The organism is Pseudoroseicyclus sp. H15, from assembly GCF_054353345.1.
In genome coordinates this window covers 105,313-120,300 of record NZ_JBTHJE010000008.1, presented here as the reverse complement: position 1 = coordinate 120,300, position 14,988 = coordinate 105,313, and the positions used below count along the sequence as shown (strand labels likewise).

The window sequence follows — 14,988 nt, the reverse complement described above, 5'->3', positions numbered from 1 at the left end:
CATGTTCGCCTCTCTCGACGCCGCCTTCTGGATCACCTCCGGCGCGATCCTCTGCCTTCTCGTGCTTTCCGGCTTCTTCTCGGGCTCCGAGACGGCCCTCACCGCCGCCTCACGCGGCAAGCTGCGCAACCTGGCCGACAAGGGCTCGAAGGGCGCGGCTCAGGCGCTCGACATCACCGAAGACAACGAGCGTCTGATCGGCTCTATCTTGCTGGGCAACAACGTGGTGAACATTCTCGCCACCTCGCTCGCCACCGCCACGCTGACACGGGTGCTGGCCGGCGGCGGCGTGGGGATTGCCACGCTGGTGATGACACTGCTGGTGCTCATCTTCTCCGAGGTGCTGCCGAAGACCTATGCCATCACCAATGCCGAGAAGACAGCCTCGTTCGTCGCGCGGCCCATCGCGCTGCTGGTGCTGATTGTCTCGCCGGTCGTCAGCATCATCCGGGCCATCGTACGCGGCGTGCTGCGCCTCTTCGGCGTACGTCCCGACCCGGGTGCCAAGATCCTGGCCGTGCGCGAAGAGATCGCCGGCGCGCTGCATCTCGGCCATTCCGAGGGCGTGGTCGACCGCGAAGACCGCGACCGCATCCTCGGCGCGCTCGATCTTGCCGACCGGACTGTCGAAGAGATCATGCAGCACCGCTCGGGCATCGAGACCATCGACGCCGACCTGCCGGTGACCGAGATCCTCAGCCTGGTGCTCGACAGCCGTCACACCCGCCTGCCGCTCTGGCGCGGCGAGCAGGAGAACATCGTCGGCGTGCTGCATGCCAAAGACCTGCTGCGCGCCATGCACCGCATGATGGGCGACGGGCAGATCACCTCGGAAGAGATGACGCGCTTCGACATCATGGACGTGGCGATGGAGCCCTACTTCATCCCCGAATACACCACGCTCGACGACCAGATGCGCCAGTTCCTCGCCCGCCATACGCATTTCGCGCTGGTGGTGGATGAATACGGCGCCCTGCAGGGGCTGATCACGCTGGAGGATATTCTGGAGGAGATCGTCGGCGAGATTTCCGACGAGTTCGACGAGCCGGAGGAAGAGCCGCTGCCCGCCGCGGCCGATGGCAGCTACGAGGTGGACGGCGCGATGACCATCCGCGACCTCAACCGCATGTACGACTGGTCACTGCCGGATGAAGAGGCCAACACACTGGCCGGGCTGGTGATTCACGAGGCCCAGATCATCCCCGCTCAGGGGCAGGTCTTCTCCTTCCACGGCTTCCGCTTCGAGGTGGTGGCGAAGGAGGAGAACCGGCTGGCCCGGTTGAAGGTGACGCCGTTGGAGGGGGTTGGGGGGTAGAAATACTAGGTAACGAGCAACCTACGCTTCTTCGCGCCAGACAGGTTGATCCGCATTTGGATGACTTGTTCAGTAATGGTCCACATCTCAGAAAGCTCGGTGATGGTGAATCTAGAGCCTTCAATCAAACTGTAGGCGCGTAAAGCGGCCGAATCGGACAACAGAAGAGTAGGACCTAGCCGTTCTGCCTCAGCTTCATGCTCCGGTAAGAAGGCCCTCGTTCCATCAGAACCGAAGGGGTTTGATGGCGGGTGGCGAAGTATGATGTGCGCTAATTCGTGCGCGATATCGGAAGATTGACGCTTCGGGTCGTGACCATCGTTCAGCAAGACAAAAGCGGCGGATCCATCGAAGCACGCTGCTGCTGAAAAGTCATGCCCAGCTACCTTGCCCAGGAGAGCCGTCCGCTCATCACAGTCAGGTAGGCTCCTCAGCCCAATTATTGGGACAGCAAGATGCTGAGCTAGTGCCCACGGGCACAATGGCTGGTCGAGATCAATCTCCATCTCGCGGCGCAGATCGTCAGACCAACGGTGCGATTCAGAAACAAAGCCACGACGCAACTTGCTAGGAGTCCTCGCCAACCTCTCTCTCCCGCCTGAATTGGACATAGGCAGCTTTGACCATCGCTTCAATAGCGCGAGCACCCTCAGGTGTTAACTGCTTGTCAGCGCGCAGGTGCCCCACAATCTCTGCCAAAGGCTCGGCGGGTTTCTTTTCCACGTAGCCAATGAACTGGTCGGCACTCAAACCCGACCATTTGCAGAGTGCCGCCAACGTATCCACGTCGGGGCGCTTGCCCTGAGCGATGCGTGTAAGCGTAGAGGCGCTCACGTTGGCCTGATCAGCCACCGCTCGCCAAGTCAGCCCCGATGCGAGGCGCCTAGCGTCCAATGCCTGGAAAAAGGCATCGTTGAGAAACTGTTCCTTCATGAAGATTTCACTCTTGCAATCTCCTGCCACATGCGCAACAAGGTAGTCGTTGCGATCTTGCAACCCTTATCCCAAAGTGAAACACAAGGAAATACGACAATGGGAAAAAATCAATACGTGGTCCGGCACGGCGATGCCTGGGGAGTTCGTGGTGAGGGCAATCAACGCCTCACGCGCGAATTCGACACGCAGCGCGATGCCATTGGCTTCGCAAGGGGCATCGCCCGAAACCAACAATCGGAGCTGCGCATTCAAGGCCGAGATGGTCGTTTCCGTGACGCAGACAGCCATGGGAAAGATCCCTTTCCGCCGAAAGGGTAATCGATGATCAGCTTCAAATATAAAGGACGCACATACACCAACGGCAGATCTTTGACGGCGGCGCTCAACAAAGACCTGAAAGACGAATACGAACGCAAAATTCGCCAAGCTGCTTCGGCGTCAGGCGTTCGTGTTCAGCGAACCAGCAGGGGTTTCCAATTTACCGGAGATGCCAACAGCATGGCTCGCATGAATAAGCGGCTTGGAAATTAATAACCGTGGCCCACTTGGGGGGATGGATTAGGCGCAGCTCATTCTGAGTTGCGCCTAATTCTATATTAGGTAGCCCCTCAAACCCGCCCACTCCCCGACAACAACACCGCGATCGGCCGCGTCGTCCGGATCTCTGCGAACACCAGCACCAGGCTCGCCGTCATCGGCACCGCCAGCACGGCGCCGGCTATGCCCCAAAGGGTGCTCCAGAACGCCAGGGCCAGCAGCACCACCAGGGGCGAGAGGTTGAAGGCGCGGCCCATCATCCGAGGCTCCAGGTAGAAGCCCACGAACACCTGCGCCGTCGTCAGCGCCAAGGCCACGAGGATCGACAGCCCCAGCTCGCCGAATTGCGCCAGGCTCAAGAGCACCGGGAAGATCACCCCCACCAGCGAGCCGATGTAGGGGATGTAGTTGAGAAAGGCGATCAGCACCGCCCAGAACAGCGCGTATTCGATGCCGAACAGCAGCATCAGCACGAAGGAGATGGCGCCGAGGATGACGTTCAGCGTCGTCTTCACCAGAAGGTAGCTGCCGATCCGCTCGTTGATCCGCTCCAGGAGCAGCAGCGTGCGCGCGCCATCCTCCTCACTGCCGACGGCGATCACCACCTTGCGGGCGAGGCCGTTGCGCTCGGCCATGAAGAAGGCGGCGTAGAGCACCATGAGGAACAGCATCGTGCCCAGCCCCCGCAGCGACAGCAGCGTCGGCGTGATGAGCGAGCCGATGTCGATGCGGTCGAGGGTGGCGGTACGCACATTCTCCCACGTCGGCTCATCCTCGATGCCCCAGAGGCCGACGGTGCGGGTGACCAGCGCCTCGAGATTGGCCTCGTAGCGCGGCAGGGCGCCGGCGACCTGGGCGAGGTTGTTGATGATGAGGATGAAGAACAGCACCACGCCGAGCGTGAAGATCATGAGCACCAGCAGGTGCTGCACCACGGCGGGCAAGCGGCGGAGGACAGGCACCCTGTCCATGCTGCGGGCGGCGGCGAGCAGGATGTAGACAGAGATCAGCGCCGCGATGATCGGCAGCAGCACCGGCCGGCCAACCCAGAGCAGCCAGCCCACCATCAAGGTGAGCGCGGTGGCGTAGGTGAGATTGCGCAGGCTCATGTCCGTCTTCAACATCAAGCCGCCTCTCCTCGTCACGCAAGCGAGCCCATGATGGCATGGGCACGAGGGAGGGTCTATCGCAGGGCGGCCTGCGGCGGCGTTAAGGGCGTGCGGCGGAGCGGCTCAGCCCGCTGTTTCGGCAGTGGCGCCGCCCGGGCGCCCGGATTGCGCGCCCCCTGCCCCGATCTCGCGCAAGGCCCGGTTCTCGGCGCGGATGCGGATCGTGAGGATCGCGGCGTTAAGGGCGGTGAACAGCAGCGCGACCCAGGTGAGGCCGAGCACCATGGGCGCGACGGCGATCTCCGCCACCACCAGCGCGTAGTTCGGGTGCGAGATCCAGCGGTAGGGGCCGCGGCGAACGGGCGGCTCGGGCACGGTGATGATGCGCGTCGTCCAGCGCCCGCCGAGGCTGAGGAGGATCCAGGCGCGCAGGACTTGCAGCAGGGCGAAGGCGGCGAGCCAGGGCAGGCTGACCGCGGCGCCCCAGCCGAAGAGCGCGATGCAGGCGATCCAGGCACTGTGCATCGCCACGATCAGCGGATAATGCGCCGCCCCATGCTCCACCCCGCCCCGCGCCATCAGCCGGGCCGTGTTGCGCCGGGCGATCACCAGCTCGCCCAGGCGCTGGACGATGAGGAAGGCGATGAAGGCGGCGGAGGGCAAGAGGCTCATGCGCTGACCGGCAGAAGCGACAGCGTGAAGCCAGGGCCGAGCGCCGCCAGCAGCAGCTGGCCAGAGGTGCCGCGTTGCAGGGCCCGCTCCAGCACGAACAGCACCGTCGGGGCCGACATGTTGCCGGCGTCGCGCAGCACCTCGCGTTCGATGTCGAGGCTGCCCTCGGGCAGGCGGAACACCTCTTCCATGGCCGTCACAACCTTGGCGCCGCCGGGGTGGCAGACCATCCGGTCTACGGCGGCCGTCCCCAAGGCTGGCTCGGCAGCGGCATAGGCGGCGGCGAGCTGCTCGGTGGCGAAGGCGGGGATCGAGCGGTCGAAGATCACGCCGAGACCGGTGTCGTCCACATCCCAGCCCATGATGTCGAGCGTATCGGGCCACATGTGCTGCGCCCCTTGCCCGATCTGCGGCGCGCCTGTGCGCTCTGCCGCCGCGCCGCTGCCCAGAACGGCCGCTCCGGCGCCGTCGCCAAAGAGGGCGGTGGCGATGATGTCGGATTTCTCCAGCCGATCCATGCGGAAGAGCACGGTGCAGGTCTCGACAGCCACCATCAGCACCCGCGCGCCGGGCCGGCCGGCGGCGAGGTCTCGCGCGATGGAGAGGCCAGAGACGCCGCCGGCGCAGCCGAGGCCGAAAACCGGCACGCGCTGCACATCGGGGCGGAAGCCCATCTCGGCGGCGGCGCGGGCCTCGAGCGTCGGGGTGGCGACGCCGGTGGAGGAGACCGTGACGATGATGTCGATTTCGGAGGCCGCCACGTCTGCCGCCTCCAGCGCCCCGCGCGCGGCCCGGCTGAACAGGTCGAGCGCGCCGGCGAGATAGGCGTCGTTCCGGGCCTTCCAGCCGTGGCCCTGGCCGAACCATTCCATCGGCACGACGGAGCTGCGCCGCTCGATGCCCGCGTTGTCGAAGGCGGGGGCGAGGCGGTTGAACTGCGGGTAGCGCGGGGCCAGCAGCTCGCGGGCCCGGGCGACCACGTCGGTCTGCTCAAGGACATTGGGGGCAAGAGCAGTTGCCAGGCCAAGAAGAGAGACCGGGGCAGCGCCGGCGGCACACCGGAGCGGCACCGGCTTGGGGTCTTGATAGGTCACGAGGGTTCACCAATCACGCTGGGGTACCCCGAGCGATGTAGCCCGGTGCTTCGGCGTGACCCGCCAGGGCGGCTTCAAGATCCCGTGCGAGGTGCCCGGCGGCAGCCTCAGATGCGGATGGTCACCACGCTGCGGCCCTTGGCGGCCAGCGCCAGCTCGCCGGCACACAGGCTCAGCGCCTCGGCCCCGAAGACTTCACGCCGCCAGCCGGCCAGGCACGGCAGGTCGCGCTCGCCCGAGGCGAGGGCATCGAGCTCGGCCGAATTTGCGATGAGCTTTTGCGCCACATCGGAATCCTCGGCACGCGCCTTCAGCAGCACGCGGAGCAGATCGGCCAGCGCCGGATTGACCTGGCGCTGCTCATGGGCGCGGTCGACGCGCGGCAGCTGGTCGGCCGGGCAATCCACGCCGCGGCCCACGGCGGCCATGATGCCCTCGGCGATATCGCCGCGACGGGCCTCGCGCAGCAGCAGGCGCGAGCGCGACAGATCCTTCTCGCTGCGCGGCTTGGTCGAGGCCAGCTCGACGAGCGCATCGTCCTTGAACACACGGTTGCGCGGGACGTCATGCGATTGCGCATAGGCCTCGCGGAAGGCGGCGAGCTCACGCACGATGGCGAGGAACTTCGGGCTCTGGGTGCGGGTCTTCACGCGCTTCCAGGCATCCTCCGGCTCGGTGCGATAGGTGGCGGGGTCGGTGAGCACCGCCATCTCCTCTTCGACCCAGGCCTTGCGGCCGGTCTTCTCCAGCCGGGAGGACAGGCTCTCGTAGATGACCCGCAGATGCGTGACATCGGCGAGGGCGTAGCGCTGCTGCGCCTCTGTCAGCGGGCGGCGCGACCAATCGGTGAAGCGAGACGACTTGTCGACCTCGGCCTTGGCGATCTTGCGCACCAGCGTCTCGTAGCCCACTTGCTCGCCAAAGCCGCAAACCATGGCGGCGACCTGCGTGTCGAAGAGCGGCGTGGGGATCAGCCCGGCGGCGACGCAGAAAATCTCCAGATCCTGCCGGGCGGCGTGGAAGACCTTCACCACGCTCTCGTCACGGAAGAGCTCATAGACCGGCTCGAGGCTCAGCCCCTCGACCAGCGGGTCGACAAGCACGGCGCCCTCGTCGCCCTCGCCGGGATGGGCGAGCTGCAGGAGGCAGAGCTTGGCGTAATAGGTGCGCTCGCGCAGGAACTCGGTGTCGACTGTGACATAGGGGTACTGGGCGGCGGTGGCACAAAAATCCGCCAGGTCCGCCGTTGTTGTAATAACGCGCATTCGGGTCCTGCCTTTGCTTGCGCAACGGCTTAGGCGAATTGCTGCGCATTGAAAAGCCGTAGGCGCGCGTCCTTCTGCCCCGGTATCGCCGGGGGATTGGCGGCTTCTTCTCTTGGTCTGGTCACAATCGTTCCGAAATCTCTTGGCATTAGCACGATCTGACGGGCCCGCAGCGAGGAGGCAGCATGTCGACCGTAACACTCTACCTGACCGGCGATCAGATCGGCACCTATGACAGTCTGAACTCTGGCGGCAACGGCGATGACATGGCCGTCACACTGAACGGCACCCAGCCGCTCGGCGGCCCGGAGGATGTGTACCGGCTGGAGATTATCCAGGTCGGCGACGGGGTGGACGACTTCAGCAACGGCCAGTTCGTCTCGATCTACCCCTACCCTGACAGCGACCCGCCCGCTGACCCGATTGTGACACGGCTTAACCCGCAGCACGACATGTTCCAGGGCCGCGCCTCTTCAGAAGAGCACCAGATCTTCACCTCGCCCGAGAACTACGTGATCGACCTCAACGGCGTCTCCGCCGGCTCGATGCAATACGGGCCGGGCTATGAGCCGCCGCGCGCCGAGCAACTGCCCTTCTCCGGCCTGCCCTCGCAGCCGCCAAGCGTGACCTGCTTCGCCGCCGGCACCCTGATCGCGGCAGAAGGCGGGCTGCGGCCGGTGGAAGAGATTGCGGCGGGCGACCGCGTGATGACGCGCGACGGCGGGCTGCAGGTTGTGCGCTGGGCCGGCCAATCCCGCGTGCCGGGCAGGGGCACTCTGGCCCCGGTGGAAATTGCCGAGGGGGCGCTGGGCAATGACCGCGCCCTGCGCGTCTCGCAGCAGCACAGGTTGCTCATCAGCGGCTGGCGGGCCGAGCTGCTGTTCGGCCAGCCAGAGGTACTGGTGGCGGCACGGCATCTGGTGAACGACCGGACGATCCGCATCCTGCCCTGCGACGAGATCACTTACGTGCATCTGGCGCTGGACAGACACGAAATACTCCACGCCGAAGGGCTGGCGGCAGAAAGCCTGTATCTCGGCCCCGGCGCCCTCGCCTCGCTCAGCCATGCCGCCCGCGCCGAATTGCTGGCGATCTTCCCCGAGCTGGAGGAGGAGGGCACCATGCCCCTCGCCCGGCCCGGCCTGCGGGCCTGGGAAGGTGCGCTGTTGGCGCCGTGAGGCCGGCTAGGGGCTGTGGGCCTCGGCCTCGTTCAGATAGAGCGGGCTGCGCTCGCCGCTGACAAAGCGGCGCAGGACGGCCGGATACAGCCGGTGTTCCAGCGGCAGCACCCGCGCCGCCAGCTCATCGGGCGTCTCGCCGGGCGCGATGGCCAGCCGCGCCTGCCCGAGGATCGGCCCGCCATCAAGCTCCGCCGTCACCTCATGCACCGTGCAGCCATGCTCGGCATCGCCGGCCGAGAGGGCGCGGGCATGCGTATCGAGCCCCCGGTACTTCGGCAGCAGCGAGGGGTGGATATTGAGCATCCGGCCCGACCAGGCATCGATGAAGGCCGGGGTGAGCACCCGCATGAAGCCGGCGAGGCAGATGACATCGGGCTCTGCCGATTCCAGCCGTTCCGTGAGCGCCGCCTCGAAGGCGGCGCGATCTCCAAGGAACGGGCGATGGTCGATGACGGCGGTGCGGATACCGCGCGCCTCGGCCTTCTGCAGGCCGCCGGCGTCGGACCGGTTGGAGACGACGAGCACCGGCTTGGCCGGATGGCCGCCGTTCATCGAGTCGGCCAGCGCCACCATGTTGGAGCCCGAGCCGGAAATCAGGATGGCGACCCGCGCCGGGCGACGCTCTGGCGTCACCAATCGGCTCACGGGGGTCTCGGCAGCGCTCACCGGCTCAGCGTGCCCGTGTAGCGCACGCCCTCGCCCTCGGTGACATGGCCGAGGCGCGACACCGTTTCGCCCGCCTCGGTCAGCGCGGCTTCCACACTCTCCGCCGCGTCAGGCGCCACAGCCAGCACCATGCCGATCCCGGCGTTGAAGCTGCGCAGCATCTCGGCCTCGGCGACGCCGCCCTGATCCATCAGCCAGGCGAAGACCGGCGGCAGGCGCCAGGCGCCCAGGTCGATCTCGGCCCCATGGCCTTCCAGCACGCGCGGCACATTCTCTGTCAGCCCGCCGCCAGTGATATGGGCCAGCGCATGCACGCCGCCCCCTGCGATGGCGGCGAGAGCCGGGCGAACGTAGAGGCGCGTCGGCGTGAGCAGTGCCTCGCCGAGCGTCCCCTCGCTGAACGGGCTGGCATCGCCCCAAGACAGACCGGTCTGTTCCACGATGCGGCGGACCAGAGAATAGCCGTTGGAATGCACGCCGTCGCTGGCGAGGCCGAGCAGCACGTCGCCCGCTGCCACGCCATCGGGCAGGCCCCTGCCCCGCTCCATCGCGCCCACGGCAAAACCGGCGAGATCGAAATCACCGCCGTGATACATGCCCGGCATCTCGGCCGTCTCGCCGCCGATGAGCGCGCAGCCCGAGGCTTTGCAACCCGCCGCGATGCCCTCGACAATCGCTGCGGCCTTGTCGACCTCCAGCTTGCCGGTGGCGAAATAATCTAGAAAGAACAGCGGCTCGGCGCCCTGGCAGACGAGGTCGTTCACGCACATCGCCACCAAGTCGATGCCTATGCCTGAGACCACTCCGGTGTCGATGGCGATCTTCAGCTTGGTGCCCACGCCATCGGTGGCCGCCACCAGAATCGGGTCGTCATAGCCCGCGGCCTTCAGATCGAAGAGCGCCCCGAACCCGCCGAGCCCGGCCATCACGCCGGGGCGATCCGTTGTCTTGGCGGCAGGCTTGATACGCTCCACCAGCGCGTTGCCGGCATCGATATCCACACCCGCGTCGCGGTAGGACAGGCCGTTGCTGCGATCCATCAGGTGCCCCCTAGTTTGTTGGGCCCGCGCCTACCCGATCCGTGGGCGCCGCGCAATCGGCAGGGCCCTGTCGATAGGCCGCCAGCATCCGGCTTACGTTGAGCTCCACAATCTCAGCGGTGGGGTGAATCCGATCCGGCCCATAGGCACGAGAGCGGTCGGTGAGCGTTACCGACTCGTAGCTGGGGAAGTAGTCAACGAAATCCAGCCGCTCGCGCGCCATCTCTGCCGCCACACGCAGCAGCGACTTGGAATAGGTGTTCGCCTCCAACACGTCCTGCCCGGTAAAGCTGCGCGCCATCGGCACGGGCGAGACGGTGAGAACGGTCCGCTGCCCCTCTGGTCCCGCGTCATGGATAAGCCGGAGCACTGCCTCCACCTGCGAGATCACCTCCGACGGGGCGGGGCGGAAGAAGGTGAAACGCTTGGGATTGGCGACGACGACTTGCCGCGGCGGCGCGATGGTCAGCACGCGGCCCGTCTCTTCATCCAGCCAGCATTCGACGAGCCCGAGCGTGACGACCGCGACGCGGCAGGAGCGCATGGCTTCGGCGAAGAGGGCGGAAACCTCCGCCCTGCGCGCCACCGCCCGCTCACGGGAGACAGAGTAGTTCGCGTTCAGCGACAGGTCGATCCAGCCGTCGCCATGGGGAACAATCAAATCCCGCCCACCCTCGCCGCCACCGAGCGCAATGGTGAGCTCTTCCAACATCGAGGCGGGCGTGTACTTGTTGAGCTGGCCCGCCGGCTGGCGGGCAGCGCCGAAGCGGGCCTGCTCTTCGGGGGGCACCGCGTAGGAGAGCATCGGCGCCGGTTGCCCGGCCGCGGCCAGCGCCACTTCGATATGGCGCGCAAAGCACGAGCCGACGGCGAAGACCGGCTCGTCCGGCGCGATGCAAAATCCGGGTGTGAAGGTTGGCTGGCAGTCGGGCGCAAGCCGATCCTCTGCCTGTGCTGAAGAGGGCCAGCGGCTTTGCGGGCGGTCGCGGGCGAGGCGTAAGGCGTCGGGGGCACTCATCGACAGCCGGTAGGGACTCATCGTGCTCCTTCTGGCGCGCCGGCGCCGCTTGACCGCCCCCGCGCCGCTCCGTAGGCAATGGCGGCGTGGGCCTGTAGCTCAATTGGTTAGAGCAGACCGCTCATAACGGTTTGGTTGGGGGTTCGAGTCCCTCCGGGCCTACCACGCCCAACGCAATGCACAGGTTACTCGGCAGCCGTCGTCTGTGCCTGATCGGCAGGGGCGACATAATCACGCACCAGCCGCTCGATGTTCTCGCGCACGATTGCCGAGCTCGGGTGGATCAGATCGTCGCTCCATGCGAAGCCGCGATCCGAGGTCGTGACGCTCTCGTAAGAGCCGAAATAATCGACGTGGTCATGGAGCACGCGCATCTGCTCGGCCGCTACCCGCAGCAGCGCCTTCGAATAGCCGTTGGCGACGATGACATCGTCTTCGGTGAAGGTGCGCCGCAGCGGCACTGGCGAGACGGTCAGCACGACTTTCTGGTCCTCGCGCCCATTCTCCTTCAGCGCGCGGATCACACCGTCGACCGCGTCGACGCAGGCCTGCATCGGAAGCACCTGGAACATGAACCGGTCCGGGTGCGGCCGGACCATCTGCAAAGACGGCATCTCGTTGAGATGCAGCCCGGTCTCGGTATCGATCCATGTCTCGATCAGGCCGAGCGTCAGAACATGGATCCGCGCTTTCGAAATCGAGTCGGCGAAGAGACGGCGCAGGCTGGCGCGGCGCTCCAGCCCACGTTCGAACGACACGGGCACGTTGGTGTGCAGCTGCGTGTCGATCCAGCCCTTCTCACTCTCGATTAGGAATTCGCTGCCATCGGTCTGACCGAAGGCAAAGTCGATCTCCTGCCGCATCGACACCGGCGTGTACTTGTTGACCAGAGAATTGGGCCGGCCGTCGGACTTGAGCAGCTCTTCGGGCGGCACCTCGATCGAGCGCATCGGCACGTCGAACCCGCTCTCGGCGAGCCGCGCTTCGACATTGCGCGCAAAGCAAGACCCCATGGTGAACACCGTCTCGCCGGCTTCGAGCGTAAAGCCGGGCCGGCTGACGGGCTGGCACACCGGCGTCAGCCGGGCGTGGTTCGGCGGCTTGGGCCAGCGGCTATCGGCTGCCTGACGGGTGCGCTTGAACACGATCTTCGCGGGGACAGGCGCGCCGCTGTTTCTGGGGGTATCGTTCATGCGATCAGCGCTTTCTCAGGAACCGAGGATAGCCACGACGTAGCCCTGCGTCTCGGCATAGGGGGGGATGTCGCCGTAGCGTTGCACGGCTTCGGGCCCCGCGTTGTAGGCGGCGAGCGCGAGGCGCCAGCTGCCGAAGCGATTGTATTGCAGGCGCAGGTAGCGGGCGCCGCCCTCGAGGTTCTGCGCCGGGTCGGTGGCGTCGACGCCAAGGACGCGCGCGGTGTCGGGCATCAGCTGGGCCAGGCCCATGGCGCCCTTCACCGAGACGGCGCCAGCGTTCCAGCCGCTTTCCTGCTGCACGAGGCGCAGGAACAGATCCGCCGGCACGCCGTGGCGCTGGGCGGCGGCACGGGCCACCGCAAGGTAGGGGCCGCTGTAGGCGCCGATATAGCCCGGCACGCTCTCGCTGATCGCGATCTCGGGCCGTTCGGGCTGAAGGCGGTTGGAATTGCGGTACTGATCCGCCGCGCGGCCATCGAGGACGGATAGCTGGCTCGACAGCAGATCGGCCCGGGACATGGTGGAGAGGGTATCGGCCCCAGCCGAGCCCCCGGTGATGAGCGCTGCTGCCAAAAGGCCGCCGCGCAGAATGCCTGTCAGTCTCTCCATGCATCTCCTCTAGCAGGCGGGCTGCGCTCCGCCAATCGCCTTCGCGTGATCGGCGGTGCGGGGAGGCAGATCATTGCCGGGGGCTGCCTGGGGCGAGGCCGCCCTCGCCCATCAGCTCTTCCACCACCAGCGCCAGCAGCGCCGCCCGCCCCTGACGGCCGGATTTTCGGTAGATGGCGTTGAGCTGCGCCTTCACGGTGCCCTCGGCGGTGCCGCGCAGGCGGGCGATTTCGGCAAGCTCGAAGCCCTTCAGGGTGAAGCCCGCAACATCCTGTTCCGCCGGGGTCAGGCCCCATTCGGTGTACCAGCGCTCCAGAATGTCGTTGAGCGCGCCCGAGGCGAGGTCGAGCGCGCGGGAGAGATGTTGCTGGCGCAGGATCAGCCGGCGCAGCTGGCGGGCCTCCACGCCGATGGCCACGATCATCGCCAGCGCCGTCAGCGCCTCGATCGAGAAGAAGGCGCCGGCCTCGCCCGGTGTAGGGTTGCGCAGGTCGCCGACGACATCGAGCAGAAACCACAGGGCGCAGAAGGCCTGAATGGCGATCAGCAGGGCAAGGCCGGCCGTCTCGCGACGGGCCGCCCGGCTGCCGGGCCGGGCGACGGCGCCGGCGCCGGCGGCGCTCTCGTCGGCTTCATGCATGCTCACTCTCCCGGGCCGGCCCCCTCCGGCAGCGACTTGTAGCCTGTCACCATCGAGAGCGGAAGGTTGAGGCGCAGCCGCACGCTTTCGAACAGCACAGCGGCGATATGGGCCAGTGCCGAGATCTCAGCCCAGGTGACGGCGATCTCATGCACCTCTTTCACCCAGCGGATGCCGAAGAAGGTGAGCGTCGTCATGGCGTAGCCCGAGGCGACGATGACGATGAAGGTCAGGAGCAGGTTGTAGATCATCAGCGCGCCCAGCGGCGAATGACCGGCATGGGCATGCCGCCGCCCCGTCGCCATCTCCTCAACCTGGCCCCAGGCGCCGCGGGCGCTGGGCGGAAAGTCGGAAAAGCGGGCGTGGATCGGGCCGATCAGGCCCCAGATCACGCGCACGAGGATCAGCCCGCCCACGGCATAGCCGATCAGGTGGTGCGCCTCATGCTCGGGGTTGGTGACGAAGGCATTGAGCGCGAAGAGGGTGACGAGCGACCAGTGAAAGATGCGGACCAGCGGGTCCCAGATCTTGCGGCGGGTCATGGGGACCTCCGGTGTGAATGAGGGAAGGGTCGGCGCCGGGTCTCCCCGGCGCCAGGCGACGTCAGTTGGAGGCGTCTTCGTCATCGGGCGTGTCGCCGCGAGCCACGGGGTTCAGATCGGCGTCGAAATAGAGTTCGAACATCTCGCCGTCTTTCACGGCATAGGCCTCGATCATGCCGTCCTCCATCCCGATGGAGCGCACCTCGTAGCCCTGATCGGTGAGCTGGGTGGTGAGCGCCGTCACGGTTTCGGGCGCGGGCTGATCGGCGGCGAAGGCGGCGGCGCCGGTGAGCAGAAGACCGCTGGACAGGGCGAGAGCAAGAATGCGGGTCATGATGTCATCTCCGTTGATGTGCCGGCTGCGGGATGCGCCGGTCTGGGGAGGGAGATGACGCGGGCCCTGCCGCCGAGCCATTGGCCGAAAGGCAGAAGGCGGGGCGATCCGCCGCTTGGCAGAGGCTCTATACCTGCGGTTTAGGCCGGCAGGTGGCCGCCCTCCCCAGATTTGGGCCTTTCCGCCAACGGCGGTTTTTGCTGTAAGGTGGCGGTCAAACCTCGAAAGGATTGAGACATGGCCGGAAGCGTCAACAAGGTGATCCTCATTGGCAATCTCGGGCGCGATCCCGAGACCCGCTCGTTCCAGAATGGCGGCAAGGTCTGCAACCTGCGCATCGCCACCTCGGAGAACTGGAAAGACCGCAACACCGGCGAGCGCCGCGAGCGCACCGAATGGCACTCCGTCGCCATCTTCTCGGAGCCGCTGGTGCGGATCGCCGAGCAGTATCTGAAGAAGGGCTCAAAGGTGTATATCGAGGGCCAGCTGGAAACGCGCAAATGGCAGGACCAGTCGGGGGCGGATCGCTACTCGACCGAGGTCGTTCTGCGCCCGTACACGAGCACGCTGACCATGCTCGACGGTCGCGGAGATGGCGGCGGCAGCGGTGGCGGCGGTTATGACGACCGCGGCGGCGCGGGCGGCTATGGCGGTGGCTCGGGCGACAGTGGTGGCAGCGCGCGCGAGAGCGGCGGCTACGGCAATGACATGGACGACGAGATCCCGTTCTGAGGGAACTTGCGGTGGCGGCGGGCCCGTAGACCCCCGCCGCTCCTGCGCCCGCCCGATCCGCGCCGAAGGCGCCGGGCGAGCGCCTGCCCGTCCCTACGGACT

Annotated in this window: 19 protein-coding genes and 1 tRNA gene; 6 read left to right on the top strand and 14 right to left on the bottom strand. The window is 66.5% G+C overall.

The window, feature by feature from the left end; translation table 11 throughout:
- Position 1 precedes the first annotated feature (1 nt).
- Positions 2 to 1,315, top strand: a complete 1,314-nt coding sequence (locus ACXN5S_RS18505) for an HlyC/CorC family transporter (RefSeq protein ID WP_458606961.1) — start codon at positions 2 to 4, stop codon at positions 1,313 to 1,315.
- Positions 1,316 to 1,320: 5 nt separating this feature from the next.
- Here the strand turns inward: ACXN5S_RS18505 and ACXN5S_RS18500 are convergent, their stop codons facing one another.
- Positions 1,321 to 1,821: an ImmA/IrrE family metallo-endopeptidase gene (locus tag ACXN5S_RS18500; RefSeq protein ID WP_458606960.1), complete on the bottom strand. Its 501-nt coding sequence runs from the start codon at positions 1,819 to 1,821 to the stop codon at positions 1,321 to 1,323.
- A 61-nt stretch (positions 1,822 to 1,882) separates the two neighbouring features.
- Positions 1,883 to 2,248 carry a helix-turn-helix domain-containing protein gene (locus ACXN5S_RS18495; protein ID WP_458606959.1) on the bottom strand — a complete coding sequence of 122 codons (366 nt, stop codon included), beginning with the start codon at positions 2,246 to 2,248 and terminating at the stop codon, positions 1,883 to 1,885.
- Between the two features lie 30 nt (positions 2,249 to 2,278).
- Here ACXN5S_RS18495 and ACXN5S_RS18490 point away from each other — a divergent pair, with 30 nt between their 5' ends.
- Together ACXN5S_RS18490 and ACXN5S_RS18485 are read left to right on the top strand one after the other, a co-directional pair.
- Complete coding sequence (locus ACXN5S_RS18490; RefSeq protein ID WP_458606958.1) at positions 2,279 to 2,569, top strand: DUF2188 domain-containing protein; 291 nt, start codon at positions 2,279 to 2,281, stop codon at positions 2,567 to 2,569.
- Between the two features lie 3 nt (positions 2,570 to 2,572).
- Positions 2,573 to 2,782, top strand: coding sequence for a hypothetical protein (locus tag ACXN5S_RS18485; protein WP_458606957.1), 210 nt, complete (start codon positions 2,573 to 2,575; stop codon positions 2,780 to 2,782).
- A gap of 77 nt (positions 2,783 to 2,859) precedes the next feature.
- Here ACXN5S_RS18485 and ACXN5S_RS18480 read toward each other — a convergent pair whose 3' ends face one another.
- The 4 genes from ACXN5S_RS18480 to rnd all read right to left on the bottom strand — a co-directional run bounded on the left by ACXN5S_RS18480 (position 2,860) and on the right by rnd (position 6,928).
- Positions 2,860 to 3,912, bottom strand: coding sequence for an AI-2E family transporter (locus tag ACXN5S_RS18480; protein ID WP_458606956.1), 1,053 nt, complete (start codon positions 3,910 to 3,912; stop codon positions 2,860 to 2,862).
- 108 nt (positions 3,913 to 4,020) lie between these two features.
- The gene (locus ACXN5S_RS18475) at positions 4,021 to 4,569 is read right to left on the bottom strand and encodes an isoprenylcysteine carboxyl methyltransferase family protein (protein WP_458606955.1); all 549 of its coding nucleotides are present in this window, start codon (positions 4,567 to 4,569) and stop codon (positions 4,021 to 4,023) included.
- On the bottom strand, positions 4,566 to 5,663 hold the full coding sequence (locus ACXN5S_RS18470; protein ID WP_458606954.1) for a type III polyketide synthase: 1,098 nt from the start codon (positions 5,661 to 5,663) through the stop codon (positions 4,566 to 4,568). The genes ACXN5S_RS18475 and ACXN5S_RS18470 overlap by 4 nt, the downstream gene beginning before the upstream one ends.
- A gap of 107 nt (positions 5,664 to 5,770) precedes the next feature.
- A complete protein-coding gene (gene rnd / locus ACXN5S_RS18465; RefSeq protein WP_458606953.1) occupies positions 5,771 to 6,928 on the bottom strand; it encodes a ribonuclease D in 1,158 nt (385 codons plus the stop codon).
- 185 nt (positions 6,929 to 7,113) lie between these two features.
- On the opposite strand from rnd, the gene ACXN5S_RS18460 reads away from it, so the two are divergent.
- Complete coding sequence (locus ACXN5S_RS18460) at positions 7,114 to 8,106, top strand: Hint domain-containing protein (protein WP_458606952.1); 993 nt, start codon at positions 7,114 to 7,116, stop codon at positions 8,104 to 8,106.
- 6 nt (positions 8,107 to 8,112) lie between these two features.
- Here the strand turns inward: ACXN5S_RS18460 and purN are convergent, their stop codons facing one another.
- Genes purN through ACXN5S_RS18445 form a run of 3 tightly spaced genes read right to left on the bottom strand, consistent with a single transcriptional unit; the run spans position 8,113 to position 10,854 of the window.
- Entirely contained in the window at positions 8,113 to 8,754 is a 642-nt protein-coding gene (gene purN / locus ACXN5S_RS18455; RefSeq protein WP_458606951.1) for a phosphoribosylglycinamide formyltransferase, read from the bottom strand.
- A gap of 17 nt (positions 8,755 to 8,771) precedes the next feature.
- Complete coding sequence (purM, locus tag ACXN5S_RS18450) at positions 8,772 to 9,815, bottom strand: phosphoribosylformylglycinamidine cyclo-ligase (protein ID WP_458606950.1); 1,044 nt, start codon at positions 9,813 to 9,815, stop codon at positions 8,772 to 8,774.
- A gap of 10 nt (positions 9,816 to 9,825) precedes the next feature.
- Positions 9,826 to 10,854 (bottom strand): GSCFA domain-containing protein, encoded by a 1,029-nt coding sequence (locus tag ACXN5S_RS18445; RefSeq protein WP_458606949.1) that lies wholly within the window; start codon positions 10,852 to 10,854, stop codon positions 9,826 to 9,828.
- Between the two features lie 67 nt (positions 10,855 to 10,921).
- On the opposite strand from ACXN5S_RS18445, the gene ACXN5S_RS18440 reads away from it, so the two are divergent.
- Positions 10,922 to 10,998 (top strand) — tRNA-Ile (locus tag ACXN5S_RS18440).
- Positions 10,999 to 11,018: 20 nt separating this feature from the next.
- Here ACXN5S_RS18440 and ACXN5S_RS18435 read toward each other — a convergent pair.
- The 5 genes from ACXN5S_RS18435 to ACXN5S_RS18415 form a co-directional block, all read right to left on the bottom strand.
- Positions 11,019 to 12,026 carry a GSCFA domain-containing protein gene (locus ACXN5S_RS18435; RefSeq protein ID WP_458606948.1) on the bottom strand — a complete coding sequence of 336 codons (1,008 nt, stop codon included), beginning with the start codon at positions 12,024 to 12,026 and terminating at the stop codon, positions 11,019 to 11,021.
- 15 nt (positions 12,027 to 12,041) lie between these two features.
- Complete coding sequence (locus ACXN5S_RS18430; RefSeq protein ID WP_458606947.1) at positions 12,042 to 12,638, bottom strand: lytic transglycosylase domain-containing protein; 597 nt, start codon at positions 12,636 to 12,638, stop codon at positions 12,042 to 12,044.
- Positions 12,639 to 12,708: 70 nt separating this feature from the next.
- Complete coding sequence (locus ACXN5S_RS18425; protein ID WP_458606946.1) at positions 12,709 to 13,278, bottom strand: helix-turn-helix transcriptional regulator; 570 nt, start codon at positions 13,276 to 13,278, stop codon at positions 12,709 to 12,711.
- Between the two features lie 2 nt (positions 13,279 to 13,280).
- Positions 13,281 to 13,820 (bottom strand): cytochrome b/b6 domain-containing protein, encoded by a 540-nt coding sequence (locus ACXN5S_RS18420; RefSeq protein ID WP_458606945.1) that lies wholly within the window; start codon positions 13,818 to 13,820, stop codon positions 13,281 to 13,283.
- Positions 13,821 to 13,881: 61 nt separating this feature from the next.
- Positions 13,882 to 14,154 (bottom strand): PepSY domain-containing protein, encoded by a 273-nt coding sequence (locus ACXN5S_RS18415; protein WP_458606944.1) that lies wholly within the window; start codon positions 14,152 to 14,154, stop codon positions 13,882 to 13,884.
- A 237-nt stretch (positions 14,155 to 14,391) separates the two neighbouring features.
- On the opposite strand from ACXN5S_RS18415, the gene ssb reads away from it, so the two are divergent.
- On the top strand, positions 14,392 to 14,886 hold the full coding sequence (ssb, locus tag ACXN5S_RS18410) for a single-stranded DNA-binding protein (RefSeq protein WP_458606943.1): 495 nt from the start codon (positions 14,392 to 14,394) through the stop codon (positions 14,884 to 14,886).
- Positions 14,887 to 14,988: the final 102 nt, after the last annotated feature.